Origin of the sequence: Pseudophaeobacter leonis, from assembly GCF_002087335.1 — a bacterium.
Lineage (GTDB): Bacteria > Pseudomonadota > Alphaproteobacteria > Rhodobacterales > Rhodobacteraceae > Pseudophaeobacter > Pseudophaeobacter leonis.
Window position 1 is genome coordinate 1 of sequence record NZ_MWVJ01000115.1, and the last position, 24,273, is coordinate 24,273.

Annotated in this window: 15 protein-coding genes and 9 pseudogenes; 9 read left to right on the forward strand and 15 right to left on the reverse strand. The window is 60.7% G+C overall.

The window, feature by feature from the left end; genetic code table 11:
* Together B4968_RS24960 and B4968_RS21325 are read right to left on the reverse strand one after the other, a co-directional pair.
* A pseudogene (locus B4968_RS24960) lies at positions 1-132 on the reverse strand (ABC transporter ATP-binding protein); the annotation flags it as partial.
* Positions 133-199: 67 nt separating this feature from the next.
* On the reverse strand, positions 200-1,600 hold the full coding sequence (locus B4968_RS21325) for a KpsE/RkpR family capsule polysaccharide export protein (protein WP_241525911.1): 1,401 nt from the start codon (positions 1,598-1,600) through the stop codon (positions 200-202).
* Positions 1,601-1,727: 127 nt separating this feature from the next.
* Between B4968_RS21325 and B4968_RS21330 the strand changes: the two genes are divergently transcribed.
* Entirely contained in the window at positions 1,728-2,564 is an 837-nt protein-coding gene (locus B4968_RS21330) for an ABC transporter permease (protein ID WP_083101231.1), read from the forward strand.
* Between the two features lie 9 nt (positions 2,565-2,573).
* On the opposite strand, the gene B4968_RS24965 is transcribed toward B4968_RS21330, so the two are convergent.
* The 4 genes and pseudogenes from B4968_RS24965 to B4968_RS21345 form a co-directional block, all read right to left on the reverse strand.
* Entirely contained in the window at positions 2,574-2,900 is a 327-nt protein-coding gene (locus tag B4968_RS24965) for a hypothetical protein (protein ID WP_241525912.1), read from the reverse strand.
* Positions 2,901-2,907: 7 nt separating this feature from the next.
* Positions 2,908-3,747 (reverse strand): glycosyltransferase, encoded by an 840-nt coding sequence (locus B4968_RS21335; RefSeq protein ID WP_241525913.1) that lies wholly within the window; start codon positions 3,745-3,747, stop codon positions 2,908-2,910.
* Positions 3,748-4,191: 444 nt separating this feature from the next.
* Positions 4,192-5,289 carry a ParB/RepB/Spo0J family partition protein gene (locus tag B4968_RS21340; protein ID WP_083101232.1) on the reverse strand — a complete coding sequence of 366 codons (1,098 nt, stop codon included), beginning with the start codon at positions 5,287-5,289 and terminating at the stop codon, positions 4,192-4,194.
* Positions 5,290-5,342: 53 nt separating this feature from the next.
* Positions 5,343-6,781, reverse strand: a pseudogene (locus B4968_RS21345) (AAA family ATPase).
* A 501-nt stretch (positions 6,782-7,282) separates the two neighbouring features.
* Here B4968_RS21345 and B4968_RS21350 point away from each other — a divergent pair.
* Positions 7,283-8,295: pseudogene (locus B4968_RS21350) on the forward strand (replication initiator protein A).
* Positions 8,296-8,415: 120 nt separating this feature from the next.
* Here the strand turns inward: B4968_RS21350 and B4968_RS21355 are convergent.
* Positions 8,416-9,664: pseudogene (locus B4968_RS21355) on the reverse strand (glycosyltransferase family 4 protein).
* 194 nt (positions 9,665-9,858) lie between these two features.
* Here B4968_RS21355 and rfbC point away from each other — a divergent pair.
* The 4 genes and pseudogenes from rfbC to rfbA all read left to right on the forward strand — a co-directional run bounded on the left by rfbC (position 9,859) and on the right by rfbA (position 13,316).
* Positions 9,859-10,426, forward strand: a pseudogene (rfbC, locus tag B4968_RS21360) (dTDP-4-dehydrorhamnose 3,5-epimerase).
* Positions 10,427-10,429: 3 nt separating this feature from the next.
* A pseudogene (rfbB, locus tag B4968_RS21365) lies at positions 10,430-11,499 on the forward strand (dTDP-glucose 4,6-dehydratase).
* 73 nt (positions 11,500-11,572) lie between these two features.
* Positions 11,573-12,447: pseudogene (gene rfbD / locus B4968_RS21370) on the forward strand (dTDP-4-dehydrorhamnose reductase).
* Positions 12,444-13,316: a glucose-1-phosphate thymidylyltransferase RfbA gene (gene rfbA, locus B4968_RS21375; RefSeq protein WP_083101234.1), complete on the forward strand. Its 873-nt coding sequence runs from the start codon at positions 12,444-12,446 to the stop codon at positions 13,314-13,316. The pseudogene rfbD and the gene rfbA overlap by 4 nt, the downstream one beginning before the upstream one ends.
* 121 nt (positions 13,317-13,437) lie before the next feature.
* Here rfbA and B4968_RS21380 read toward each other — a convergent pair.
* The 3 genes and pseudogenes from B4968_RS21380 to B4968_RS26440 all read right to left on the reverse strand — a co-directional run bounded on the left by B4968_RS21380 (position 13,438) and on the right by B4968_RS26440 (position 17,116).
* A pseudogene (locus B4968_RS21380) lies at positions 13,438-14,734 on the reverse strand (HlyD family type I secretion periplasmic adaptor subunit).
* A 2-nt stretch (positions 14,735-14,736) separates the two neighbouring features.
* Positions 14,737-16,471, reverse strand: a pseudogene (locus B4968_RS21385) (type I secretion system permease/ATPase).
* A gap of 387 nt (positions 16,472-16,858) precedes the next feature.
* Positions 16,859-17,116 carry a hypothetical protein gene (locus B4968_RS26440; RefSeq protein ID WP_241525914.1) on the reverse strand — a complete coding sequence of 86 codons (258 nt, stop codon included), beginning with the start codon at positions 17,114-17,116 and terminating at the stop codon, positions 16,859-16,861.
* 235 nt (positions 17,117-17,351) lie between these two features.
* Here B4968_RS26440 and B4968_RS24975 point away from each other — a divergent pair, with 235 nt between their 5' ends.
* Both B4968_RS24975 and B4968_RS21400 read left to right on the forward strand, forming a co-directional pair.
* Positions 17,352-18,473 (forward strand): hypothetical protein, encoded by a 1,122-nt coding sequence (locus tag B4968_RS24975; RefSeq protein WP_241525915.1) that lies wholly within the window; start codon positions 17,352-17,354, stop codon positions 18,471-18,473.
* Positions 18,454-18,831 carry a hypothetical protein gene (locus tag B4968_RS21400; protein WP_083101237.1) on the forward strand — a complete coding sequence of 126 codons (378 nt, stop codon included), beginning with the start codon at positions 18,454-18,456 and terminating at the stop codon, positions 18,829-18,831. Before B4968_RS24975 ends, B4968_RS21400 begins: the two co-directional genes overlap by 20 nt.
* Positions 18,832-18,895: 64 nt before the next feature.
* Here the strand turns inward: B4968_RS21400 and B4968_RS21405 are convergent, their stop codons facing one another.
* The 4 genes from B4968_RS21405 to B4968_RS21410 form a co-directional block, all read right to left on the reverse strand.
* Positions 18,896-19,900, reverse strand: a complete 1,005-nt coding sequence (locus B4968_RS21405; protein ID WP_338153331.1) for a glycosyltransferase — start codon at positions 19,898-19,900, stop codon at positions 18,896-18,898.
* Entirely contained in the window at positions 19,890-20,147 is a 258-nt protein-coding gene (locus B4968_RS25965) for a hypothetical protein (protein WP_338153329.1), read from the reverse strand. Before B4968_RS25965 ends, B4968_RS21405 begins: the two co-directional genes overlap by 11 nt.
* 213 nt (positions 20,148-20,360) lie before the next feature.
* The gene (locus B4968_RS23340) at positions 20,361-21,152 is read right to left on the reverse strand and encodes a calcium-binding protein (protein WP_139792961.1); all 792 of its coding nucleotides are present in this window, start codon (positions 21,150-21,152) and stop codon (positions 20,361-20,363) included.
* Positions 21,037-22,146: an autotransporter outer membrane beta-barrel domain-containing protein gene (locus B4968_RS21410; protein WP_083101238.1), complete on the reverse strand. Its 1,110-nt coding sequence runs from the start codon at positions 22,144-22,146 to the stop codon at positions 21,037-21,039. Before B4968_RS21410 ends, B4968_RS23340 begins: the two co-directional genes overlap by 116 nt.
* A gap of 832 nt (positions 22,147-22,978) precedes the next feature.
* On the opposite strand from B4968_RS21410, the gene B4968_RS21415 reads away from it, so the two are divergent.
* On the forward strand, positions 22,979-23,713 hold the full coding sequence (locus tag B4968_RS21415; RefSeq protein ID WP_083101239.1) for a sulfotransferase: 735 nt from the start codon (positions 22,979-22,981) through the stop codon (positions 23,711-23,713).
* Positions 23,714-23,903: 190 nt separating this feature from the next.
* Here B4968_RS21415 and B4968_RS21420 read toward each other — a convergent pair.
* On the reverse strand, positions 23,904-24,273 hold a 370-nt coding region (locus B4968_RS21420), incomplete at its 5' end, for a hypothetical protein (RefSeq protein WP_241525916.1).

The window sequence follows — 24,273 nt, forward strand, 5'->3', positions numbered from 1 at the left end:
CTTTCCCGCGCCATTGCGCCCCAACAGCGCCAGAGACCGCCCCGTCGGCAGCGTGAGGTTGAGATTGTCGATGACAATCCGGCGCTCGCCCCGCAGCCAGAAGCTCTTGGTCAAGTTTTCAAATCGGATCATTGCCCTCGGCCCTGCCTCATCCAGTCCTGCCTCTCCACGGACCTCTCCCCCGTGCGCACCACCAGCCTCAGCTCCGGTCCCGGATGGAATAAAAGATCAGCGCCCCAATGGACCAGGTCAGCAGCAGGAATATTCCGATCACCCCCACCAGAGTATAGCGCTGCGGGTATTCTGCCTCCTCCGCCTGGGTCGGCTTGATATAGGTGGCCAGATAGCGGCTTTGCCGGGTGGCATCATCGCGGGCCACCTCCAAAGCGGTCAGCGCCGCACGGTAGGTTTCCTCGGCATATTGCCTATCCACTGTCAGCCGCTCAAATTCCGAAATCAGCGAGGGGTAGTCCTCGCCCACCGCACCTGTGTCGGTATTGTTGGAGGCAAAGGTCTGTCGCTCGCTGTCGATCCGCGTCCGGATCACCCCAATGCGCTGCATGATCTGCTTGATCCGGGGGTCTTCCTCGCCAACGCGGCTTTGCAGCAGGTCATGTTCAATAAGCGCCTCAGCCAGCTGCTGCTGCAGATTGTTCATCACCCCCATGCGGCCCTGGATATCGGCCTCCGGGTCAACGATCCGGGTGCGGGTGCGAAACTGCGTCAGCGCCTCCCGCGCCGCCTTGAGCTGCTCGACGGATTCATCCAGGTCAATGCGGGCATAGCGCATGGCGTCTTCGCGCGCCTGCTCATTCGGCGCATTGATCCGCGTCTGGCTGGTATCGACGATGGCCTGGGTAATGGCCTGGGCGGTCTGCGCATCAAAGCCCACCGCCTGCACCTGAATCAGCCCCGAGCCGCTGTCAAAGGCGATGCCAACAATACGGTGCCAGTACCAGATCAGCTCTTCCAGCGAGGCGTCCGGCCAGATGGAAAAGGCCCAGTCATCAGGCCAGTGACGGCTGTAGTGCGCCCGCAAATCGATTGCGGCATCCACCGCCTCGACCATCTCCTGGCTCTGAATGAATTCATAGAGGATATCGCTGTCCGAGGCGGTGGTATTGCCGGCAAAGGTGGCCAGCCCGCCCAGCAGATCATTGGCGCCGCTGTTTTCCTGACTGCGCACCGTGAAGCCGGTGGTCGAAATATACTGATCCTCAGCCACCGCCCAGAGATAAAAAACCGACAGCGCCAAAGGCGCCAGAACCAGCAGCACAAAACTGCTCAACAGCCCCCAGTGGCGCCGCCGCATCTGCGCCGGTCGGGCCATTGGCTGATTGCTTGCCGCATGTTGCCGCGCCACCTCAAGAGCCGCCTCGGCCGCCTTGGCCTTCTGGCGCAGTTTCTTGAGCTTGCCCTGCTTGTTGCCACCGCCGCCGCCCTGTCCACCGCCTTTACCGCCACCCGGGCCGCCGCCTTTGCCACCACCAGGGCCACCGGCTCCCTGCCGCTGCAGGCGTTTTACATTGCCGCTTTCCTCAACCTCCGTCTGCCCCCCCGAAGAAGGCTGAAGGCCTGCGACCGTCTGATCCTGTTTCATATGTGCCTGTCTCTGGTCTGGACAACACGCCAGAGCCATTTGTAATTGCCGCCTCTATGTCTCATAGTATCACCTGCAAACCGCCTCTTCACAACCATACTTTCCCCAATCTGCGCAGCACCCCCTCATGACCAGCCCCACGCCTCCCGCCTATCCGCCTGCGCTGCCGCCTGCCCCGCATGTGCCGCAGGGCAACACGCGCCGCTTTGCCACCCAGCGCACCGTGATGGCCCTGGTCTTGCGCGAGATGTCGACACAATACGGGCGCACCCCAGGCGGCTATCTCTGGGCGGTTCTGGAACCCCTGGCCGCGATCCTGTTTTTGAGCATCGGTTTTTCCCTGGTGATGCGCACCCCGGCTCTGGGCACCAGTTTTCTCTTGTTCTATGCCACCGGCTTTCTGCCCTTTGATCTGTACAACCGGATTGCCAATACCACGGGGCGGGCTTTGAACTTTTCCAAACCCCTGCTGAAATACCCCGCTGTGACCTGGCTGGATGCCATAATGGCACGGTTTTTTCTCAACAGCCTGACCGGCACCATCGTGGCAGTCTTGCTGCTTGGCGGCATCCTGACCGTCATCGACAGCCGGGCCGTGCTGGACCCTGCACGCATTCTCGGCGCCATGGGGCTGACCATGCTGCTGGGGCTGGGAGTCGGCACCCTGAACTGCGTGCTGCTGGGACTGTTTCCGCTGTGGGAGGTCACCTGGTCGATCCTGAACCGGCCGCTGTTTTTGGCCTCAGGCGTGTTCTTTCTCTATGATGACCTGCCCCCTATGGCGCAGAATATCCTGTGGTATAATCCGCTGATGCATGTCACCGGCCTGATGCGGACAGGGTTCTATCCCACCTATAGCGGCGCCTATATCAGCCTGCCCTATGTCATCCGGCTCAGCATGGCCCTGCTGGTGATGGGCCTCATTCTGATGGGGCGCTATCATCAGGACATCCTGAACCGGTAAATACAGCTGTCAGCTCTGCGGTTTTTCACTCCTGGCCAGGGCCAGCACCTCGGCATGGGAAATCGCCCGGCGCCGCAGTAATCCATCCCAGCTCCCCCGGCGCATCAGGGAAAGAAACGCCCGCCGCTCGCCACAATGAAGCCGCGCCTTTGAGAACCATTTTGGCAAGATCACCAGGAGCACGGGCCAAAACATCCAGCCCGCAGCCAGGCGATACAGCAGCAACAGATTGCGGTGGTAATAATAGACCTTCCACAGCGGGATAAACCGCCCGCGCTGCGCGCCCGCGCCGCCATCCTTGCCCTGAAACGTCGACAGGTCATGCTCAAAGCGCACCGAGGGCTCAAACCCTATGCGGCCGCCGACCTTTGGTCAGACCTAACGTATAGATGCCGTCGTCGCCGTAGATAAAAAGATCCGGGTCCGGATAGCCAATGCGCCGCACCGCCTGTGCCGAGATGAAAAAGCCAACAAAAGAGGTCACATCGATCTGCATGCCGGGACCGTCATAATCCGACGGCTGCACGTGGAAGCCAGAACGCCCGCCGCCAAACAACGTGCGCAGGAATTCACGGCCATGCCAGAACGGATTGCGCGAGGGGCGGTTCATCTCGCAGATGCCGCCCTGCGGAAAATAGACGGCCGCTGCCACCGCGTCCCAGGCGGCACCGCCCTCCAGGCCGCTTTTTTTCAGGCCGCTTTTCAGGCCGCCTTGCCGGTCACTTTGCCGGTCACTTTGCAGGTCACTTTGCAGGTCACTTTTCGGGCCATCCGCCTGAACACAGGGCAAGGCATGAAAGGCCGCAAGACCACCAGTGGCAGGTCGGCCATCATCATCCATCACCACCAGCCAGTCGGGCTGATGCGCCTCCATGGCCCGCCGCATGCCCATCTCAAAGCCGCCGGCGCCGCCACGGTTGCTTGGGCTGACCAGAACATCCAGCCGCGCATCGCGCTGCTCTGCCAGCCAACCCGCCGTCGCATCCGTTGAGGCATTGTCGACCACAACCACCGCCGCCAGCTCTGACGCCGGGCTTTCCAGCAGACGCGCCAAGGTCGCTTTCAGCTTGTCCAGCCGATTATAAGTCACCACCACCGCCACCAGCCGACAGCCTCTTGTGGCAGCCGGGGGCGTTTGAACGTATTGCATCTGTTCTGTCTCAGGACCGGTATTCGGGCGCACGCACAGCTTCTCCTAAAAGCGCAAAACCTTTGGGGCCTTGCCAGCTCGTCATTCATCCAGCGCGCAAAACTCATAAATGCAGGCGCGTGTCAAACCCTTTGCCCCAGAATTGCCCCGGAACGGCGACTGTCGCAGAGGGTTCGCAGCCCCCAAAAACCCGGCTTTCAGCGGCACCACGGATCATTTGATGACCGCCTAATGCCCCCCGAACCCCGCCACAAATGTTTCGCCGCGAAACATTTACCCGCCCCTTTCATCCCCAGGCCATACTCAGGGTTCCGCACAAGAACCTCAGATAAATCGTCCCAAACCGGCTGATTTGGCCCTAAAAACACCAAAGGGAGGGCATCAGCCCTCCCTTTGGTCGCGCAGGTCTGAACGTTACAGGCCACCTCCACAGCGTCCTTCCGGGACCCTCACGCCAGGCTGCCGTTTGTTCTGCTCTCAGCGCTGCTTTAGCCAGAGCTTTAAATCTTCCAGAAGAGCCGCATCGACCGCTGTACCGCTCAACTCAATCCGCTGCGCATCTGGCGTAAAGCCAAGCCGCAGACCAGCTGCAACCTGCATCGAAACCCGCTCTCCCCTGGCCATCTCAGACCCCGCCGCCTGCCGCAGGCGCGGCGCGGCGGCAGGCGGAGCTGCGGCCTCCGCAGATGTCTCTAAGGTCTCGCTCAGAGACATCTGTTCGGCCTCAAGAGCCGCGTTGAGCACGGCAAGCTCCTCGGCAGGCAGGCTGCGCGCGCTCTGTTGCAAAAGGGTTTTCAGGCGCCGCGCAAAACCCGGGTCATCACTGATCTGACGCACCAGAGCCAGACCCAGCTTTTCACTGATAGCGGTTGGGAAATACAGCACCGAATCCAGCGCCTCGACCAGAGTGACAAAGCTGCCGATCTTGGACCTCTTGGCCCGCGGCGCATTGGCAAACAATCCCTGCAGCGCCTTTTTCTGCGTCGCAAAAACCCCCTCTTTGAGGGCCCGAACCGCGATGCGGGCGCGCTCATAATGCGAGAGATTGACCCGGATTTCATTCTCTTCCACCATGGCAATATAGGCCGCCTGCGCGCTTTCCGGGCGAATGACCAGCGCCTTTATGCGCGCAAATTCAGGCTCTGAAGTCTCGGCATAGAGCCTGCGCAGCGCGGACAGACGGCGCCAGCCGGAAATCAATCCCCAGGATTTTCCATCCAGACGCCCCGAAAGCGGCACCACCTCGATCGGCGTCTGCTGGCCGCGACTGCGGATCGACGAGACAAGCGCCTCCATGTCGTCTTCGTCCTGGGTGATACGGTCGCGCACCAGATGGGTTTCGTCGATGTCCTCCAGGGCGATCTCTTCGATCATCAGCCCCCTGGCGCGGGCACTGCGCAAAACCTCGGACAGCTCTTGCAGCGCCGCCTGGCTAGAGGCTTCGGAGGCGACCTGTGCAATGGGAGCCTTGGCCTGCACCGCTGTGACCAGCGCGCCAGACAGCGCAGATTTGCCTTCAGGCGCGCCCGAAAGATAGCCACTTTGTGCAGGGGAAAGCCGTTTGCGTTTTGCCATGTTCCAAATCTCCTTGCAGGATCTGACCCTGCGCCCTTAGTCCTGTGAACGCCTTAAGCGCCCGTTCGCGCCTTAGGCGCCAAAGCCGCCTCTTCGTGCTGCGCCGCCAGTTCGGCCAGTTCTGCCCGGCGCCAAACCCCCAGCAGCAGCCGTTTAAAGGCAGCATAGGTGGCATCAAATGTTTCGCGCCCCCGCGCATAGGTCTCACGGTTGAAATCGCGGTAGTCCGCCTCATAGATCCCCGAGACCTGCTCACCGACCTGACCTATGAGGGCGGTGTAATCCTGTTTATGCGGGCTAAGTACGGGCCCCATATAGGCCTGCATCAGCCCGGCCAGCTCGCCTTGCTGCGCCCCGTCATAGCGGGTGATCACTGCGCGCACCGCGTCCCATTCAAACCCCATCTCAGGCCGACCCAGCGCACGCGCTGCCAGGTTCTCGCCCTCCTCGATCGAGGCAAAGGTGGAATGCAGCATATCAAAGAAGCGCCCGGTGCTGTCGAATTCAAGAAAAGACGCCCCCATCGGCACCAGCAAAATATCAGAGGCCGCCAGCCCGTTGATGGTCAGGTATCCCAGCGCCGGCGGCGTGTCGATAAAGACGAGGTCATAGTCATCCAGCACGCCGTCCGCCGCAAGCCGGTCGGTGAGCGCATCCCACAGCTTCCAGGCCCGCGCGGCCATGCGCCAGACCGGGATTTGAAATTCGGCCCAGTAGAGGTTCAGCTGGGCGCCAATGAGATCAATATTGGGCCAGTGGGTGCCCTGAATGACATCCTGCGCCGTCATCTCCATCGCGGCTGACAGCGCCTCCTCCAGCGGCTGTGGCGCCTCGCCACGATCCAGGCGGCGCTGGTTGTCGGCCCGCAGATGTTCGCCGTAGTGGCGCGCCAGCAGCGGAAAGGCGGTTTGCCACTCGTCTTCTACCTTGCCGCCAAAGATCGAGGTCATCGAGCCCTGGCTGTCCAGATCGATCACCAGCACCTTGTAGCCGTCCAGCGCGGCCGACATGGCCAGATGCGCCGCCGTTGAGGTCTTGCCGAGCCGCCTTTGAAATTGGCCACCGCAACCAGTTTGGCCGGCAGGCCCTTGGGGCGATACGGCGCGTAGTCTTTTGCCTTGGAGCCCTGAGCGCCAAAATGCGCCCTGAGCACCAGCACCTCATCGAGGGTGAACCATTTGGCGCCGCCTTCGGTTTCCGAGCGGCCCTGCGGCAGATCTGGGTTGGCCTTGAGCACCCGGCGAAAATGCGCCTGGGCCACCGGGATCAGATAGCGGGTGATCTCCCAGGTGGAAAACAGCCGCAGCTCTTTGCGGCCCTCGTCGTTCATCCCCCGGCTATAGAGATCTGCCCGGCCCCGGGCGCAGCCCTCGGCAATCGCAGCAAAGCCTTCGGTGCTGGTGGGGCTGTCCAGTTCGGCCAGAGCAACATCCGGATCAATGTTGAAATAGGGTGGCAGACCAGAGGTGCCCTTGTGGATATCTTTTGCCATGATGTTGTGCCCATCTGTGACGCCGCTGAAGGCTGCGCAATTCTGATTGGGCGTGACAGGGCTATTTGACAGCCAATGTGACGCCTTTATGCTCTGGTATCAGAAAAGGCAGCACATGGGAAGAATGAAGGCACACCTTTTTCTTTTCTAAGAAAATCAGGCTTTTGCACGGGGCGTTGAGGGGGGCTTTTGCAGGGCTGTCAGAGCGTTGAAATTTTTCTGCTCTGTTATTTATGAGTTATATATATGTTAAGGTGCCTGCAGCTGGCAAGCATAGCCCTTGTTTTATTGGCTTTGGGGAGGCTTTTTTTGCCTTGGGTGACTCTGAAACCCCGTTGAAGTGACTCCAAACCCCCGAAGAAGCGATTCCGGAACCCCGTTGAGAATGCATGTGGATAACTCTAGGGTGGGCGTAATCAAAACCACGAAAACGAGTCACCCCGGGGCGCTGGTGAAATCAGGCGCAGCAACCGGGGGGCAGGCAGAGCGGGCAGGGCAGATATGAGTGTAGTCGCGGCAGCTGGAGGCTATCCACCCGAAGGGCAGGGGGATTTTTTCCTGTGCGATGTCTTTGATGCCATTCCCAAGAATGATCTGGCCTCGATGGAGCATCCGCTGTTTTCTCTGGGCACCCGGCCCGATCGGCGCATTCTGAATTACCAGCATAACGGCACCGAGATCACCGTGGTTCCCAGCGTCAAAGGATTGGCGACGATCCATGACAAGGACATTCTGATCTTCTGCGTCAGCCAGCTGATGGCGGCGCTGAACGCCGGACGGCAAGTCAGCCGCACTCTGCATCTGAAGGCGCATGATTTGCTGGTCGCAACCAACCGCGAAACCAGTGGCGATGCTTACCGGCGTTTGCGCGAAAGTTTTGAACGTCTGGCCGGCACCCGCATCACCACCAATATTGTCACCGGCGGCCATGAGGTCACCTCGGGCTTTGGCCTTATTGAATCCTGGGAGATCGTGCGCAAGGCACGCGGCGGGCGTATGGTGAATGTGTCGGTGACGCTGTCGGACTGGCTGTTTCGGGCGGTGCTGTCAAAATCGGTGCTGACGCTCAGCCGGGATTATTTCCGCCTGCGCAAACCTCTTGAGCGCCGCATCTACGAGCTGACCCGCAAACACTGTGGGCGGCAACAGGCCTGGACCATCTCGGTGGAAACCCTGCTGAAGAAATCCGGCTCCGCCAGCCCGCGCCGGGTCTTTCGCAAGATGGTGCGCGACATGATTGCCGCCCAGCCCTTGCCGGACTACGCCATGGAAGAGAGCTGCCCGGTGACCTGATCCGGTTCTCGCAAAAACACGCGATGACAGAGCCCGGTGTCGGCGATGCGCCGGTGTTGAAATCCGCCACGCTGGAGCGTGCACGAAGCCTGATGCCGGGCGCCGATGTCTATGCGCTGGAGGCAGAGTGGCGGGCGGTGTGGGCGCGTTCGGGGCGACCGCGCCTGCGCCAGGCGGGTGCCGCTTTCCTGGGCTGGGTCAAGAAACACAGCGAAGATTAGGCCCTAAACAAGGGGGTTTGACTCTGGTTTGATGGCGGAAATGTTTCGCACGCGAAACATTCACAGTATCCTTTCGCCACCCCCAGTCAGCGCCACCCCCCAGTCAGCGCCAGGCGTCAGTCAGAGGCGGATCTGTTTTGCGGCCGGCACCAGCGCATTGATCCGGGCAATATGTTCGGGCAGGCAGTGGCTGAGGAAGTCGTAATTCTGCACAACATGCGCCCGGGCGGCCGGGCCCCAGATGGGCATAGTCCCCGGGGTTGGCCAGCACGTCCACCACCTGGTTTGCCAGCGCGGCGGGGTCAAAGAAATCTACCAGCATGCCGGTCTCCTTATGGGTCACAGCCTCGCGCACCGGCGCCACATCAGCGGCCACCACGGTGGCCTGCATCGACATGGCCTCAAGCAAAGACCAGCTGAGCACAAAGGGCATGGTCAGATAGATATGGCAGCTGCTGATGCGAATGATCCGGCACAGATCATCGTAGGGCACCTTGCCCAGAAAATGCACCCGGCTCCAGTCGACGCTGTCTCCCAGTTCCGCCTCCATCTCGCCGCGCAGCCCCTCGGGGTGTTTGCTCTCGGCACCATAAGAGGTCTCATTACCGCCGATCATCACGATGCGGGCCTTGGGGCGCTGCGCCAGAATTTCGGGCAGGGCGCGCATCATGATGTGAAAGCCACGGGCGCGTTCCATGTTGCGCGCCGCATAGGTGACCACCTCATCGGCGCGGCTGAGGGGCTGTTCCAGCCGGCCCAGACCGATGCTGGCCGTGGGGTCGGGGAGCAGCCGGTCGGTGCGGATGCCGTCATGGCTGACATACATGCGGTCATGAAAGCTTTTTGGGAAGCGGTCGCGCTGCCAATAGGTGGGGGTATGCCCCAGATCGACAGATTCGATGCTGACATAGGGCACCGTGTTGCGCGCCTTGGCAAAAAAGCCGGCCTGATCATTGACCGGGCTTTCGGGATCAAACCCGACCAGCCCGCCGTGGGTTCGATAGAAATACTCAAAAAAGCCGATCACCGGCACATCCGGCCAGATCTCTTTCATGAACAAGAGCTCGCCCCAGCCGGTATGGCCAATGATGATGTCCGGCCTGAACCCCTGGTCCTTTTCAAACTGGCGCAGCGCCAGGGCAGCGCCAATGCCCGCGCCGGCCGCCGCCTCCCAATTCTTGGAGAGACCATAGGCATCGGCGGCGGGCTTTTGATGCGTGCGGGAGGGGAGGGTTTTGACGCCTTTGATCTGGATATCGCGGCGCTGGGTCAGAAAGACAATCTGGTGCTGCTCCTGCTGCGCCGTCAGCCATGTGATCATTTCGCGGTATTGGCCGGGCATATTCTGGTGGACAAAGAGCAGTTTCATAAGGCGGCCTTTAAACGGACAGAGGGATGTGCCCCCATGCTTGCCGTCTCAGCGCCAGACTGGCAAGGGGAGGGCTGGCCAGGGGAGGGCTGGTAAGGGAGGGCGTAGCACACGGTTTCCCGGTGACAACACAGGTCGGCGTTGCTAAGGATAGGCCAGCTTTATTAAACGGAAATTTATAGAAAGGGCAGGCCGTGCAGATCGAGGAAACACCGCTTTTTGGCGTTAAAATTCTGACCCCGGCCCGGTTTGGGGATGCGCGTGGCTTTTTTAGTGAGAGCTGGAACAGGCAGCGCTTTGCAGACCAGGGAATTGATCTGGATTTTGTACAGGACAACCATTCGCTTTCGGCCGAACCCGGCACGTTGCGCGGTCTGCATTTCCAGGCACCGCCCCACGCGCAGGATAAACTGGTGCGCTGTGGTCAGGGTGCTTTGTTTGATGTGGCCGTGGACATTCGCAAGGGCTCGCCCAGCTATGGGCAGTGGTTCGGGGTCGAGCTGAGCGCTGAGAATGGCAAACAGCTCTTGGTGCCACGGGGGTTCTTGCATGGCTTTATCACCCGCGCGCCACAGACCGAAGTCGTTTACAAATGCACCGACTACTACGCGCCCGACTGTGATGGCGCGGTGGCCTGGAACAGCTGCGGCATCGACTGGGGGCTTGGTAGCAGCTCTGATGCGGCGCCAATATTGACATAGAAGGATGCCATCGCGCCTGCATTGGCGGATTTTCGACAGCCCCTTCACCTGGGAAGGATAAGGCATGGAAATTCTTGTGACCGGTGGTGCCGGTTTTATCGGGTCCGCCGTGGTGCGCCGGGCAATTGCCGATGGCCATCAGGTGGTCAATCTGGATGCGCTCACCTATGCCGCCTGCCTTGAGAACGTGGCAAGCGTCTCGCAGGATGCCAATTACGCCTTTGAGCAGGCTGACATTCGCGACCGGGCGGCGCTGGATCGCATCTTTGCCGCCCATGTGCCGGATCTGGTGATGCATCTGGCCGCAGAATCCCATGTGGACCGCTCGATCGACGGCCCCGGAGATTTTATCGAGACCAATATCACCGGCACCTTTAATATGCTCGAGGCGGCCCGCAAATATTGGCAGGAGGCCGGACGGCCCACGGCCTTCCGTTTTCACCATATCTCGACTGATGAGGTCTATGGCTCGCTGCCCGCCTACCCAAGCGTGCAGTTCACCGAAGAGACCGCCTATGATCCGCGCTCGCCCTATTCCGCCAGTAAGGCGGCGTCAGATCATCTGGTGCGCGCCTGGGCCGAGACCTATGGGCTGCCGGTGGTGCTGACCAATTGCTCGAACAATTACGGCCCCTTCCATTTCCCCGAAAAGCTGGTGCCGGTGGTGATCCTGAACGCGCTGGCCGGCAAGGCGCTGCCGATCTATGGCGATGGCTCAAACGTGCGCGACTGGCGCTCTATGTTGAGGACCATGCCGACGCGCTGCTCTTGGTGCTGCAAAAGGGCGTGCTGGGGCGCAGCTATAATATCGGCGGTGAGAATGAATGTTCCAATCTGGAGCTGGTGCAGACGCTCTGTGACATTCTCGATGTAAAAAGCCCGCGCAGCGATGGTCTGTCTTACAAAGACCAGATCACATTTGTCCCCGACCGCCCGGGCCATGACGCGCGCTACGCGATTGATCCCTCCCGCATTCGCGACGCGCTGGGCTGGCGGCCCAGCGTCACCGTTGCCGAAGGTCTGGAGAAAACCGTGCAATGGTATCTCGACAACGAGGCCTGGTGGCGGGCGTTGCAAAACCGGGCAGGCGTTGGCGAGCGCCTGGGAACTGGCCTGAGAACCGGCAAGACGTGACACGGGGCAGGGTGTCTCTGCCTGCCCTGCGGGGCCGGGTGGATTTGATCTTTTGGCGCAAAGGAAAATCAGCATGAGCATTCTCGTCTTTGGAAAAACCGGCCAGCTGGCTCTTGAACTGGCCCGTGAATTGACCCGTGAGCTGGCGCTGCAGGGAGACTTCACTGCCTGGGGCGGCATCAGCCGGATCTGTCCGATCCTGCGGCCTGCGCCGCCCTGATTGGCGAGATGCGCCCCAGGGCGGTGATCAATGCCGCCGCCTACACGGCCGTGGACAAGGCCGAAGAGGACGAAGCCCTGGCCTGCCTGGTCAATGGCGACACACCGGGTGCGCTGGCGCGCGCCTGCGCTGCGCTGGATATTCCCTTTGTGCATGTCTCTACCGACTATGTTTTTGACGGCTCTGGCGAGACGCCCTGGCGCGAGAGCGACCCGGTGGCACCGCTCAATGCCTATGGCCGCTCCAAACTTTTGGGCGAAGAGGCGGTGCGTGCTGCCGGCGGCCGCCTTGCCATTCTGCTGACCTCCTGGGTGGTCTCGGCCCATGGCAATAATTTTGTCAAAACCATGCTGCGGCTGGGCGCCGAGCGGGATCGCCTGACGATTGTGGCGGATCAGATTGGCGCGCCTACGGCGGCGCGCGACATTGCCCGCACCTGTCTGGAGGTCGCAGCCCAGCTGGCCGAGGATCCGGCTAAATCCGGCACCTACCACTATGCGGGCGCCCCCGAGACCTCCTGGGCCGGCTTTGCCAGAGAGATCTTTTCCCGTGCTGATCTGCAGTTTTATGTCGAGGATATTTCCTCGGCGGCCTATCCGACGCCGGCGCCACGGCCGCTGAACTCAAGGCTTGATTGTGCCTTGTTAGAAACTGTTTTTGGCATCTCGCGCCCGGATTGGCGCCACGGCCTTGATGCTATTTTAAAAGATTTGGAGGTCGCGACATGAGTACGCGCAAGGGTATTATTCTGGCAGGTGGCTCCGGCACCCGGCTGTATCCCATCACCATGGGGGTCTCAAAACAGCTGCTGCCGATCTATGACAAGCCGATGATCTACTATCCGCTGTCGGTGCTGATGCTGGCTGGCATCCGTGAAATCTGCATGATCACAACGCCGCAGGATCAGGAGCAGTTCAAACGCACCCTGGGCGATGGCAGCCAATGGGGCATCAGCCTCACCTATGTGGAGCAGCCCAGCCCCGATGGGCTGGCGCAGGCCTTTATCCTGGCCGAGGATTTTCTCGATGGAGCCCCCTCGGCGCTGGTGCTGGGGGACAATATCTTTTTTGGTCACGGCTTGCCCAAATTGCTGGCGGCGGCAGATGCGCAGGACAGTGGCGGCACCGTCTTTGGCTATCACGTGGCCGACCCCGAACGCTATGGGGTGGTGGATTTCGACAGCCAAGGCCGCGCCCGTCAGATCATCGAAAAGCCCGAGGGGCCGCCCTCGAACTATGCGGTTACGGGGCTGTATTTCCTGGATGGCACCGCCCCGGAACGGGCGCGGCAGGTGAAGGCCTCACCGCGCGGCGAGCTGGAAATCACCGATCTGTTGCAGATGTATCTGGACGAAGCAGAGCTGCGGGTCGAAACCATGGGCCGCGGCTATGCCTGGCTTGATACCGGCACCCATGCCTCTTTGCTGGATGCGGGCAATTTCGTGCGCACGCTGCAGGAACGTCAGGGGCTGCAAACCGGCTGCCCCGAAGAGGTCGCCTTTGAGCGGTCCTGGATCAGTCGCGAGCAGCTGGCCGAGCGCAGTGCCCTGCTGCGCAAGAACAACTACGGCGCCTATCTGCAGGGTCTGCTGAAATAAGCGGCAGGGGACAGGCAGAGGACAGGCACGCAGTGCGACCTGTCCCCGCCGACCCTCCCCCTTGTGGCGCGCCGCTTTGGCACTTCACATGGGGGAAATCACATCACATCTGTGGGGGTCTTCAGCTTTCGCGGAAGGCTTTGACAAAATAGTCGGTCAGCGGCTTGAGCAGATAGCCGATGGGAGAGCGGTCCCGGGTGCGGATAAAGCTCTCAACCGGCATGCCGGGCAGCAGAATGGCGCCTTCCGGCAGGCGGGCCAGCTCACTTTCGTTCAGCTCGATCTCGGCGCGGTAATAGGAAATACCGCTGTTTTGATCCTGAAACGAGTCAGCCGGGACCGGGGAGACCTTGCCAAACAATTCCGGTGTTTCGCGCTGATCCAGCGCCGAAAACCGCAGGGTGACGTCCTGACCGACAAAAATCTGGTCGATATCTGTTGGCGGCACCTGTGCGGCGATCACCAGCGGCCGGTCCTGCGGCACCAGATAGAGCACCGGGTCGGCCGGACGGATCACCGACCGGGGGGTCTGCACCTGCAGCCCGTAGACGATGCCCGAGACCGGGGCGGTGATATCCAGACGTTGCAGCTGCTCAATGAGGGCGCGGCGAGTCTCGGCCTGGGTCAGCTCATTGTAGCGCAGATCGCGCAGCTGGCTGATCGCCTCTTCCCGCTGCTGGGTCGCCAACCGCAGGATCTGGTTCGATTTCCGTAATCCGGCCGCCGGCCTGGGCCTCGGTGGCGATCAGCTCACCCAGGGTGCCGGCCAGATTGGCTTCGGTCCGGCGCAGGCTAAGCACGGTACTGGCCTGTGCAAGCCCCTTGTCCAGCAGGCTTTGCTGGCTTTTCAGCTCATCCGCGATCAGGGCGAGCTGGTCTTTATTGGCCTTTTGCTGCGCCTGGATCCCGACGATCTGATCCCGGATCTGGGCGCGCTGTTTTTCCAGCTGCTCGATCTCGCGCTCGGTGGATTCGCGGCGCGCGTGGAACAGACGCCCCTGGCCCTGCATCATGTCGAGAACTTCGGGGCGGTCTTTGCCCAATGCAATGAGCTCGTCATCAAAGGCGACATCAGCACTGGTGTCGCGCTCGGCTTCCAGGCGGCTGCGGCGCGCCATCAGCTCAAACAGCTGGCTTTCGGTGATCAGCAACTGCGAGCGCAGGTCCTTGGAATCCAGCCGCAACAGCAGCTGGTCTTTTTCAACAACATCGCCCTCTTCCACCAGGATTTCTGCGACGATGCCGCCATCCAGATGCTGTACCACCTGCCGGTTGCGATCCACCTCAAGCTGGCCAGAGGCGACAACCGCGCCAGAAATCGAAGAGAGCGCGGCCCAGGAGCCAAAGCCGCCGACCAGAACCAAAAGCGCGATGATGCCGATCGTCATGGGCTGCCGCGTCGGCCATTGCTGCTGCATGCTCACGACACACCTCCTGCGCTGGGGGCTTTGCGGATGGTTTGATGGTTGCTGACCATTTCTTTGAGCACTTTATCCTTGGGACCAAAGGCGGTCATGGTGCCCTGGTCGATCACCAGAAGCATTTCACATTCCTGAATGGCGGCCGGGCGGTGCGCCATGATCAACAGGGACTTACCTTGCGATTTCAGCAGCTTGATTGCGCTGTTGAGGGCGACCGAGCCCTCGTTGTCGAGATTTGAATTTGGCTCATCCAGAATGACGATCAACCGGGTCATCATAGAGCGCGCGCGCCAGGGCAATCCGTTGCAGCTGACCGCCAGACAGACGCCCCCCCCCACTGCTGACCTGGGTGTCATAGCCCTCGGGGAGCTTTACGATCATATCATGTGCTGCGGCCTTCTTGGCGGCGGCCACAACCTTTTCGGCGTCGGGTTCCTGCGAGAGCCGGGCAATATTTTGCGCAATGGTGCCCTCAAACAGCTGCACCCGCTGGGGCAGGTAGCCAATGTGGCGGCCCAGAACTTCTGGCGCATATTGGTCCAGCGCGGCGCCATCCAGCCGAATGGTGCCGGCCGCAGGACGCCAGGCGCCGGTCAGCGCCTTGGCCAGGGTGGATTTTCCCGACCCCGAGGGCCCGATCACACCGACAGCCTGACCCGGCTGGATCCGGAAGCTGACATTTTTCAGCTGGGCGCGTTTGTCGCCAGGCGGGATCACCGCCAGGGCCTGCACCTGGCGCAGCGCCTTGGGGGCGGGCAGGGCAGTCCGGTCGGTCTCGACAGGCACTTTGGTCAGCAATTCGGCCAGATTATGCCAGACCGTCATGGCGCGCTGCACCGAGGCCCATTGTCCCAGGCCCATCTCGATCGGCGCCAATGCGCGCCCCATCAGAATGGAGCCGGCAATCATCGAGCCGGGCGTGACCTCGCCCTGCAGCACCAGATAGGCCCCGAGGCCCAGCATGGCAGATTGCAACAGCAGGCGCAGGCTTTTGGTCAATGTGGTAAAGCCACCAGAGGTATCATTGGCAGCCAGGCTGTCTTTCAGGGCTGTGGTGCGCCCCTTTTGCCAGCGCATAAAGGCGGCTTTGCGCATCCCCATGGCCTGGATCATTTCCGCCTCGGTGCGGATTTCCTCGGACATCAAGTTGGCTTTGTGGCCGGAGACGGCGGCCTGTTGTACCGGACTGCGGCTGAACACCTGATTGAGCACGGCGATGGCGATCAGCACAACGCCACCAGCCAGGGCCAAAAGACCCAGCCAGGGGTGGAACAGGGCAATGGCGGCAAAAAACAACGGCGTCCAGGGCAGGTCAAAGGCAGCCCCACCCACAGGCGAGGCAATCAGGCGCTGGACGGATTCGAGATCGCTGAGGCCGGTTTGCGCCACGGGATCAGGGGCCACCGCCGAGCGGCGCACCATGGCGTCAAAGACCCGGCCATCCAGCTCACTTTGGAAGCGGGCTCCGACCCGGGCCAGAAGGCGACCGCGGACGAAGTCCAGAATGCCCATCATGCCGTAGAGGAAGACCACCAAAAGAGACAGGGCAATCAGCGTCGCCTCCGAGCGGCTCCCCAGAACCCGGTCATAGACCTGCATCATATAGAGCGGCCCGGTCAGCATCAGCATATTCACAAAGAAGCTGAAGAGACCGATGGCCCAATACAGTCCGCGGCTCTTTTTGCGGACCTTGAGCAATTCGTCGTTGCCGGGTTTGAATGTCTGTGCTGCCATATTGGAAGGGAAACCAATGCTGTTGTTTTTCTGTGGTGCTGTCGTCTGCCCGCTGCTGCTCAGCCTCTACCAGAGATGTCGTGCAGGCGCGACAAGCAAAGCATAACGTGCTTACGCCTCTGTCTCTATGTGCGAAACTTCGGCGCAAGAAAACCCAAATCGTAGATGGGTGCAAGAGGCCATTCCGCAGGGCCAGCCGTGCCGCGCCCCATAAGCTGCCCCCAACCAGCCCTCTAAAGCCGCTTTGGCTGTGGGCTGGAAAACTACCGTGCCCCTGTTGGCGCCCGCAGGGGGGCTTTGGCGCGCTGTGTCAGCTGGGCGATAGGGGCTGGAAATAGGGGCCAAAACGCGGCATGACACACAGGCTGTGGAGAAACGGAGATCGCTCTAGTGACATATCCCAAGCTCACGATGACGCTGCTGGTCCGCAATGAAGCGGATATTCTGGCTGACAATATTCGCTATCATCATGGCCTGGGTGTCGACAGTTTTATCGTGATGGACAACCTGTCCACCGATGCCACGCCCGAGATCCTCAGGGCGCTGTCGCAGCAGTTTGACATCGACTACCTGCGCCAGGAAGACGATGACTACAACCAATGGCAATGGGTCACCGATATGGCGCGGCGCGCCGCGCGGGATCATGGGGCCGACTGGGTGATCAACAATGATGCTGACGAGTTCTGGCAGCCAGAGGTCGGCGATCTAAAGCAGTCCTGTGCCGCTCTGCCGCCCGAGGTCAGTGTCGTCGAGGTGCAACGGCACAATGCGGTGGTCAGCTGCGACAGTGACGCGCCATTGGCGGGCGCCTGTCACCCCCGGTCTTCGGTGGTGTTTGAACGTCAGAGCCTCAATGTGAAGGGGCAGGCGCTCCCTGGAAGTGCTGCACCGGGCCAGCGAGACAGTGCCGGCGGCGCAGGGCAATCACAGCGTCAGCGACCTTACGGGCCCGGGTGTCGCCGCCGGCCCGCGCTTGCGCATTCTGCATTACCCCTACCGGACCCTGACGCATTACAAGGACAAGATCCGTCTGGGCGGCGCCGCCTACGGGCGCAATACCACCCTGGATCAGGGCATCGGCGCCACCTGGCGCAGCCATTATGCGGCACTGGAAACCGATGCGCTGGACCGGTTCTGGCTGGAGCTGGCGCAGACCCCGGAAGAAATCGCCATCGGGATCTATGCCAACGAGCTGTTTCAGGATACGCGGGTTAGCGATTTTTTTGCCCAGGCCCAGGCCGAGGCGCAGAGCAAGGCTCCGACGCCGCTGGCCGCAGCCCGGGCGCATCTGTTGGAGCGCAGTGAGGTGCTGGTCTCGGATTTCACCCGGTCTCAGGCGCAGTTTATCAAACAGGCGGGGCGGGATCTGCGCTGGCATCGCCCGATGTATCACAATCTGCGCTTTGCCGTGTCCAGCGCCGAGGCGCATTTGCAGCAGCTGCAGCAGCTGACCGCAGAGAGTGACCCCCCGAAACTGTGCCGTCAGCTGCCTGCGCTGCGCGATGTGTTCTCGCTGTTTCCGCGCAATGGCTTTCTGCGCCAGTATCTGGCCGCGCTGCTGGAAAGCGCCTTTGGCCCGGCAGTGGCCCGGCTGCGGGCGGATTGCGCCGGCAAGCGGGTGATCCTGCACACCAGCTGCCATCCGCGTCTGGCCGCCACAGCAGAGCCCATCGCGTCTTTTCGGCCTCTTGGGGAGGGCTACAGACATGTGATCCTGCTGGGCGAGGCGCAGCTGGTCCGCAGTGAGGCTGAGATGCCGCTGGGTTTTGACTATGATGGCGAGATCCTGCGGGTGCCGGCCCCGGACAACTATGAGAGCCTGCACCGCAAACTGTTTTACGCCTATATGCTGTTTGACCTGCTGGCACCGCCAGAAGCCCTGATCAAGATTGACCGACAATATCCTGCTGCAAGATGCAGCCGGTTTTGCCGCCTGTATCGACGAGACTGTCGCCTCTGGTGCACCCTGTGCCGGACGTCAGGTGGGTGGTGCGCGCCATGAGGGGCAGTGGCATGGCTGGCATATCGGAAAATGCGCCGACCCTTTGATCGAGGCGCGCGGCTATCAGTATCCGCTGCCGCAGGCCTATGCGGCGGGCGGTCATGGCTATGTGCTCAGCCCCAAAGGTCTGAGCGCCTGTTCCTTTATGTATCTGGCGATGAAAGAGTTTTTTGCCATGCGCAGCGTTGGCCTGGAAGACGCCTGCGTGGGGCACGCGCTTTATGCGCAGAACCTTGACCTGCTGGATCTGTCCACCCCGGATAATCTGCTGGCCTTGCCCGGTCTCACCACCAAGGAATGCCACCGCCGGGAGGCAGCCTGGCGTGACATCATGGGCGAGGCGCCTGCACCGGACTAAAAGCGCGCGCCCCTTTGGCGGCGGCGGGGTTGACCCGGCTCGGCCACTGGGTCAGGTCACTGGGTCAGGGCAGCGAGATCTTGGCGCCGGTTTTGACCAGGGAATTGATGCGATTGATATGCATCGGCAGGCAGCGGGTCAGAAAATCATAGTGCTTGATCGCGTGTTTGCGCGCCGCGACGCCCAAATGTGCATGCTCTTCTGGGTTGGCAAGCACCTCAACCACCTGTTTGGCCAGATGGCCGGGGTCGTGGAAATCAATCAGCAGCCCGGTTTTGCCATGACTGATGGCCTCGCGCACTGGTGCCACATCCGTGGCCACCACGGTCGCGCCCATCGACATCGCCTCGATGCAGGACCAGCTGAGCACAAAGGGCATGGTCAGATAAAGATGACAGCGGCTGATCTGGATGACCTTCTGGTAGGCCTCATAGGGCACCTTGCCGAGAAAATGCACCCGGCTCCAGTCAACGCGTTGCCCAAGCTCCTCTTCCATCTCCCCGCGCCAGCCGCCGGGATGGGTGCTTTTCTTGCCATAAGAGGAGCCATTGCCGCCGATGATCAGCACCCGCGCATTGGGCCGTTCCGCCTGGATCTGGGGCAGGGCGCGCATCAACACGTGAAAGCCGCGGGCGCGCTCAAGATTGCGGGCCATAAAGGTAAAGACCTCATCATCACGAGTTAAAGGCTTGTCCAGACGACCCAGGCTGATCTCGACATCCGGGTCGGGTTTCAAAAGATCGGTGCGGATCCCGTCGTGACAGCAGTACAGGCTGTCGTGAAAATAGGACGGAAAGGTGTCCTGCTGCCAGCGGGTGGGCGCCACCCCCAGATCTACCGCATTCAGGCTGCAATTGGTCACCGCGTTGCGCACCAGTTGCAACAGGCGCGCGTCCTGAGTGGGCGGGTTCTCCTGATCAAAACAGGATGCGCCGCCCTCAAGGATGTAGAAATATTCAAATAATCCCAGGACCGGCGCATCCGGCCAGACCTCTTTGAGGAACAGTAATTCGCCCCAGCCGGTGTGGCCCAGGATGATATGGGGGGTAAAGCCGTGGTCATTTTTCAGAGTAGGGGCCGGCCCGCATCACGCCATAGCCCACGCCGGTGGCCGCCTCCCAGGATTTGGACAGGGCATAGCTGTCCTGTGCGGGGGTGTGATGCGGGCGGTATTGCACGGTGGTCACGCCCGTTATCTTTGGCACCGGATCGCGCTGGGTCATGAAGACAAGCTGATGCTGCTTCTGCGCTGCCAGCCACTGGATCATCTCCCGGTACTGCCCGGGCATGTTCTGATGCACAAATAGGATTTTCATCTGCAGGGGTCCCGGTCTTGGCACATAGAGAATGGCGGCGAGAATGGCGGCGAGAATGGCGGCGGTGGCGTTCTGATCTGGGTAATCAGATCAAAGGCTTAAGTCCAGACCAGTCGGGTTTGCCCTGAACAAACCCCGCCGACAAGAGAGCGACCCCCCATAGCAAAAGGGGCCCCTTGCGGAGCCCCTTTCGATTGTCTCTGGCCTGATGGCTTACAGGATCAGCCAGTCGGCTGGGTCTGCGGCCTGCAGGTTCGCCAGGGTCACGTCATCAAGAGTGATGACCTGACCTGCGGTCACGAACAAGCTTACGCCACTACCGTTGGTGGTCATGTTGGACAGAACGTCGTCGGCATCGGCAAAGCCAAGCGCCGACAGGTCGATCTTGGTGGTGCCGTCAACAGTAACACCGGTACCGAAGTTATCCAGGACATCGCTGCCGTTGCCGAGTTCGACGATCACGGTCGCAGTACCTGTGCCAGCATCCAGATCGATGGTGTCGTTGCCAGCGCCAGCGTAGAGGGTGTTGTCGCCAGTTGCGCCGCTCAGATCAACGGTATCGTCGCCGCCACCGTTGAAGATGATGTTGTCGCCGCCACCGGAGACAATAATGACGTTGCCGAAGGGGTCGCCATCAGCGCCGCCACCATAGACGGTGTTGTCGCCGTCACCAGCGATGGTGATGGTGTCTGCAGCAGCATCATCAGCATCAGCATCTTTGCCACCGTAGATGGTGTTGGCGCCATCACCCACAATGGTGATCGCATCCGCGTCTTCGCCGCCGCCAACGGCGTTGTCGCCGTCACCGGTGATGGTGATGGTGTCGTTTCCAGCGCCACCCCAGACAGCGTTCGCGCCGTTGGCGGATGCGGCTACAGAGAGGGCATCGTCACCAGCGCCACCGCCAATGATGTTGTCGCCGGTACCGGTAGCGCTGATGGCCAGGACGTCGTCGCCCGCGCCACCCCAGGCTTTTGCTGCCGTCGCCGTCGATTGTGATGACATCAGCACCGGTATCCGCTGAACCAGCCCAAACGATGTTGTCGCCGTCGTTCAGGGTAATGGTGTCGGCACCGTCGCCACCAATCACGGTGTCGTTGCCGTCGCCGGTGGTCAGATCGTTGCCACCTGCATCGCCCTCGATGCGGAAGTCGCCTGTTTCACCGCTCAGGTCGATCACGTTGCCGATTGCGCTGTCCAGAGTGACAGAGACGGTCACAACATTTTCGTCACCGGAGTCATTTTCGGTGATCTGGATGTCGAGAACTTCATCTTCAACGGAGCTGTTGGCTGTGATGCTGGACTGCTGCAGTGCAGTGTAGGCCAGCTCCCATTCACCCGCGTTGAAAGTGATTGCAACCGTGCCGCCGTTTGCGGTGGTGTGGGTATCGCCGGCAGCATAGCTGGTGCCGTTGATGGTGATGCCAGCGGATTCAAGGTGAGTCACCGCGCCAACAGCAACCGCGTGGGTGGTGCCATCGTATGACGCCAGATCCGCATCAGTTGCAACAGTGGCAACGTAATCGGTGCTGGTCAGCGTCTGGTCAATGCCAAAGAACGCGTCTGTGCCCAGCTCGATCATGAAATCGCTTGCGTTGGTGACCTTGACTTCTTCGATGTTGGAGATGGCTACACCAAGATGGCCCGCGACATTCATTCCGCCGTCGATCAGATCGTCACCGTCGGCCAGATCAGTCACCAGAACGTCGATGTCGTCACCATCCGCGTCAACACCACCGTCGATGGTGTCGGTACCGGCGTCAGGTGCTGCAAAGACATCGCTGCCTTCTTCGCCGTCTACGTTATCTGCAGCTGCGCCGCCGTCGATTGTATCATCGCCGTCACCGCCTACGATGATATCTGCGGCCGCGCCACCGTCGATGTCGTCGTTGCCGCCGGCACCGTTGATGTCATCCGCGCCGCCGATGCCGGTGATGATATCGTCTTCATTCGTACCTGCAATCTGGTCAGCGCCAGGTGTACCGTTGAAAATCGCCATAATGTTAGTCTCCTGCTTGAGAGCTATATTTTCATTCCACAAAGGACATTATACCAAAGTGGTATCTGCCCTTCCTAAAGCGTATTACACCCCAAAAAGGTGCCCGCCCTTCCGCTATCAGGCGGGTCGCTCTTCTGTCAAGCGTCACGCCGCTCTGCCGCGCTCTCGCGGGGTTAGTATAATTACAATCAGACAAGGTTGCTGATTCTTCATACAAGTCCCACGCACTAACGGCATACCGCGCCTATAATAGAGCGGAGTTTGGGGTGCTATTCAAGCCGTTTGAGCTGTTTTATAGAGGCTTGCGGGCAACGGCCGAGGGGTGCGGCACTGCGGCAACACTTGGCTTTAATTTTCCTTGAAAGCAGTAGGGAAAGGGCTGGATTTGCAGTGTTTTTACCTGTGATTTGCCAGTGAATTGCCTGCGACAAGTCTGGTATACCTGCTTTGGGGCGAGAATTCCTGTGGCGGTATATCGCGCAGCCAGGGGCGATTCACCGCCCAGATCAAGGCAAAAATGAATTTTTGGTAAATTTCGCAACAGGTTCACGCGCCTCAGAGTTGCTTTTGGATCGTGATTCCACGGTCTGGCCCTCTGGGCCGGGGCGCAACAGGTTTGAGCTGCTGGCTCTGGGGATGGGGTGGATCCTGGCGCGCCATCGCCTAGGAACACAGGGGCTGTGGCGCAGGCCTGAGAGGCGGCGAAACCCGGCGCTGTCGGGGGCCAGATTATGAGGCTTTCCCTCGGGTCAGCCTGGGTCGACCAGGGAGCAACCTGGGGGCAACTGATCTCCTGCGGTCAGAAAAGTGTTAACCTTTTGCGAGAAATTACATGAAGATGGATCCCTTTGAGCGAATCGAGAGCACTCTGTTTGTGGTGACCTATGGGCGCTCTGGCTCGACCCTGCTGCAGAATCTGCTGAACGCCTTGCCGGGCTATGTCCTGCGGGGGGAAAACGCCAATTTGCTGGGCTCTTTGGTGCAAAGCTGGCAGGATCTGCGCAGCTTCTATCCCGAGCAGCTGGAGCGTATGCGCATTGCGGGGCCGCTGCCCTCCGGGCCACATCAGCCCTGGTATGGCTATGAGGCGATTGAGGTCGATCAACTGGGGCGCGATCTGGCGCAGGTGTTTTTGCGCAATGTGCTGCGCCCGGAGGCGGACAGCCGGGTGGTTGGCTTCAAGGAGATCCGCTGGCACGAAGACCCGGCGCTGTTTGAGCCGATGCTGGACTTCCTGCAGCGCTACATGCCCCGGGCCCGGTTCATCTTTAACACCCGCGACCACGCTGAGGTCTGCCGGTCCGGTTGGTGGAAAACCATGGAGCCTGCCGTTGTGCGTCAGGAGCTGCAGCAGGCCGAGGCGCTCTATGGCAAATGGCAGGCGGCGCATCCCGAGAGCTGCCTGGCGCTGCACTATAATGACTACATCAGCGGGCCTGAGGCCTGGCGGCGGCTGTTCGACTTCCTCGGAGAGCCTTTTGACCCCGAACTGGTGCAGGCCACGCTCGACCGCAAACTGATGCACATGAAGTGGAAAAAACGCACCATCCCTGATCGCCGCCCCTGATCGCCCCCCTGATCGCCGCCATGGATAAGACGCGGCGCCAGGCCTGACCGAGACGGGGACTGCGATTGTAAACGCCATTCAGAAATGTCACTGGCCGCGCAAAGCAGAAACGTCACCGTATAGCTCAACAGGAACAAGGCTTAGCAGCCCGGAGACCTCAAATATCGCAGGGCTGAGAAGCCTTGTGGGATCAATCTTCGGTGACTTCAATACGCCATGACGCACTTGGAGTTGCAGACGCTTGATCATCGTCGCAGATGCGTTTTCCCGTCGTCAGGTCTTCGATCAGCGTGAGACCCAGCGCAAACGATTGAACCGGGTCTATGCCATAGATTTTCTGGTCCTTAATGAGGCCATCAACTGAAACAATGACATAGTAGTCCTCGGCACCGTCCTGGCTGGGGTCTGTCGAAATTGTGGCCTCGACGCCGTCGTCAGATACTATTCGCAGTTTGACTTGTTTCATCTCGTGACCTCTGTGCTCTTGACGCCGAAGGTCGTCCCTGCCGCCGCCCTTTCGGCTTATAGCCTGTGAGCGATATCTGAACTGCGACTCTTGT

What these genes read in the sequence shown, in the direction of transcription:
- B4968_RS21325 (WP_241525911.1), bottom strand. Translation starts at nt 1,600, where the DNA reads ATGAAACAGGATCAGACGGTCGCAGGCCTTCAGCCTTCTTCGGGGGGG.
- B4968_RS21330 (WP_083101231.1), top strand. Translation starts at nt 1,728, where the DNA reads ATGACCAGCCCCACGCCTCCCGCCTATCCGCCTGCGCTGCCGCCTGCC.
- B4968_RS21340 (WP_083101232.1), bottom strand. Translation starts at nt 5,289, where the DNA reads ATGGCAAAACGCAAACGGCTTTCCCCTGCACAAAGTGGCTATCTTTCG.
- rfbA (WP_083101234.1), top strand. Translation starts at nt 12,444, where the DNA reads ATGAGTACGCGCAAGGGTATTATTCTGGCAGGTGGCTCCGGCACCCGG.
- B4968_RS26440 (WP_241525914.1), bottom strand. Translation starts at nt 17,116, where the DNA reads ATGATCCCGCGCGGCGCGCCGCGCCATATCGGTGACCCATTGCCATTG.
- B4968_RS25965 (WP_338153329.1), bottom strand. Translation starts at nt 20,147, where the DNA reads ATGAAAATCCTATTTGTGCATCAGAACATGCCCGGGCAGTACCGGGAG.
- B4968_RS23340 (WP_139792961.1), bottom strand. Translation starts at nt 21,152, where the DNA reads ATGTCATCACAATCGACGGCGACGGCAGCAAAAGCCTGGGGTGGCGCG.
- B4968_RS21410 (WP_083101238.1), bottom strand. Translation starts at nt 22,146, where the DNA reads ATGGCGATTTTCAACGGTACACCTGGCGCTGACCAGATTGCAGGTACG.
- B4968_RS21415 (WP_083101239.1), top strand. Translation starts at nt 22,979, where the DNA reads ATGAAGATGGATCCCTTTGAGCGAATCGAGAGCACTCTGTTTGTGGTG.